The sequence below is a fragment of the Hadarchaeum sp. (SeqCode) genome (assembly GCF_049969415.1).
Lineage (GTDB): Archaea > Hadarchaeota > Hadarchaeia > Hadarchaeales > Hadarchaeaceae > Hadarchaeum.
Window position 1 is genome coordinate 1 of record NZ_JBMFOX010000079.1, and the last position, 2,543, is coordinate 2,543.

At 51.4% G+C, this 2,543-nt stretch carries 3 protein-coding genes; all 3 read left to right on the forward strand.

The window, feature by feature from the left end; all coding sequences use genetic code 11:
• On the forward strand, positions 1 to 228 hold a 228-nt coding region (locus tag ACP5PX_RS07780; protein ID WP_428085390.1), incomplete at its 5' end, for an N-6 DNA methylase.
• Positions 225 to 1,511 carry a DNA methyltransferase gene (locus ACP5PX_RS07785; protein ID WP_428085391.1) on the forward strand — a complete coding sequence of 429 codons (1,287 nt, stop codon included), beginning with the start codon at positions 225 to 227 and terminating at the stop codon, positions 1,509 to 1,511. The genes ACP5PX_RS07780 and ACP5PX_RS07785, both read left to right, overlap by 4 nt.
• A gap of 4 nt (positions 1,512 to 1,515) precedes the next feature.
• A complete protein-coding gene (locus tag ACP5PX_RS07790) occupies positions 1,516 to 2,385 on the forward strand; it encodes a DNA methylase (protein WP_428085392.1) in 870 nt (289 codons plus the stop codon).
• The last annotated feature ends 158 nt before the right edge of the window (positions 2,386 to 2,543 follow it).

Sequence of the window (2,543 nt, forward strand, 5' to 3'; positions counted from 1 at the left end):
AGCCGTATCGGGGACATCTCCATTTACTGCCAAGAGCTGAACTACACCACCTGGCGCCTCTGCAAGATGGACCTTACCATCCGAGGAATTGACGGCAAGATCAAGCGGGACTATAACCTCCCTAGTGACCGCTTCTCCGTCCTTAAGGTCGGCTACATCCTGGCCAATCCCTCGTTTACTATAGCATTTGAAGATGGGTCCCGATGCTGCTTCGGAGGAGAAGTATGACTGAACCCGTTTACAATGACGCAAACCCGGTTGCGAAGTGGGAGAAAGCCAAGTCCACCTTCGCTCACAACATGTCCTTACCTGTTCACAGCTGGTTTCGGTTTCCAGCTGGATTCTCTGCAAGTTGGGTGGAAAGACTTGTCCGTGAGAGGAAGGACATGCTGGATGATTTGGCGTTCCTTGACCCCTTCGCTGGTGTGGGAACGGCAGTCCTGGCGGCGGAGCGGGCGGGTGTGAAGGCTTATGGTATAGAAGCCCAACCCTTCATAGCCAAAATAGCTCAAGCCAAACTCCTCTGGCACACCAACATCTATTCTTTTTTGGACCACGCACAGGCGGTCTTGCGTTCCGCTAAGTCTTTTACAGTCCAGGACCTACTTTATCCTCCCTTAATACAAAAATGCTACACCGAGGATGCGATTCGGCAACTGTATGCCCTGCGCTTTGCCTGGGAAGAGATGGATGATGGCTCCGCTCCATCCCGGTTAACTTGGTTAGCTATTGTGAACATTCTAAGGGCTAGCTCATTTGTAGGAACAGCGCCGTGGCAGTACGTCTTGCCTCGCAAGTCTAAGAAAAAAGTTGCGTCCCCTTACGAGGCGTTTTTGGATCAAATTCATAAGATGGCTTCCGATATGGCTCAGCTTCAGGCAGAGGGAATCAGACACGATGGCGAGGTACTGGTTGGTGACGCAAGAACCTGTCGTGGCATTGGAGATTCTACAATAGGTTTAGTGATAACATCGCCGCCTTATCTTAACAATTTTGACTATGCGGATGCTACACGGCTGGAGATGACCTTTTTCGGAGAGGTGGAAAGCTGGCGCGACCTGCACGAGAGAGCAAGAAAACACCTCATCCACTCCTGCTCGCAGCATGTCTCTATAGAGAAACCAGACATCGAACAACTGTTCGACGACCTTGCTGATGTACCGTTCTCAAAGGAGCTTCAGGCTGTATACGACCAACTTGCTGAGGAGCGTCTAAAGCATGGCGGTAAAAAGAATTACCATCTCATGGTCGCGGCCTATTTCGCAGATATGAAGAAGGTCTGGTCTGCACTTCGACGAGTATGTGTGGATGGTGCAGATGTTTTTTTCGTAGTCGGTGACTCGGCTCCATACGGTGTCCATGTCCCCGTAGAGCGATGGTTAGGAGATTTAGCACTCCTGGCCGGCTTCAAGTCGTATACCTTTGAAAAAATAAGAAGCCGCAACGTGAAGTGGAAGAATCGGAAGCACCGAGTGCCGCTACAAGAGGGGATACTCTGGGTCAAGGGGTAAAATCATGGCGGTTTCACCCTCTCATAAGTTTGGTCAGATTATAGGCGATGTGCTTGAAGATGCCATCAGACCTCTGCTTGAGAGATTGGCTAAGCGACATGGGTTGTATTTGGACAAGAAGGGGGAGCGGCCGTGCCGTAACGGTCGCAAATGTACTTGGACCGACCTAAATGGCAACTCGCACGACCTCGACTTCGTGCTCGAGCGTGGCGGCACTCCACATCAAAGGGGGACGCCCGTTGCATTCATAGAAACGGCATGGAGGCGCTATACCAAGCACTCTCGCAACAAAGTCCAGGAGATCCAGGGAGCTATAGAGCCCCTGGCCCAGACATTTAGTCACGCTGCCCCATTCAAGGGTGCTGTCTTGGCCGGAGAGTTCACTGAGGGTGCTCTTGTACAACTACAGTCTCTCGGCTTTACCGTGCTTTTCTTCCCGTATCAGACTGTGATTAGTGCGTTTAAGAAGGTGGGAATAGATGCGCACTACGATGAAAACACGCCAGATGCTGAATTTGAACATCGGGTCCAGCAATGGAATAGTCTTAGCGATAAGCAGAAGGCGTTAGTCCGGAAAGAATTGCTTAAGGCCAACCGTGTCGCCCTCCGAGCTTTTATGTGTTCGTTGGAGGCATCCCTCGCTAGGCGAATAAGCCAAATTATTGTACTTCCGCTTCATGGGGAATCTCAAATTCTAGGGACGATTGATGAAGCGATCGCGTTCATAGACTCCTATGACCAAACCCAACCTCCTTCGGGCTTCATTCGGTATGAGATTCAGATCAGATTCTCTAACGGGGAAAAGATAACAGGTGAGTTCAATAACAAGTCTAGCGCGATCGATTTCCTAAGGGCGTATCGACCCCACGCGTAGAGGCTTAGGTCTTCGATAGTGACCAGACACTGCCGGAGGTTTACGGAATGCGAAGAGGTTGTCCCCACATTCCGCACCCCTCTCACTCCAGCAGGTAATATCGCCCGGCCCCCAGGAGGCGCACCGCGGTCTCGTGGTGGGGAGCCAGGTTGAGGACG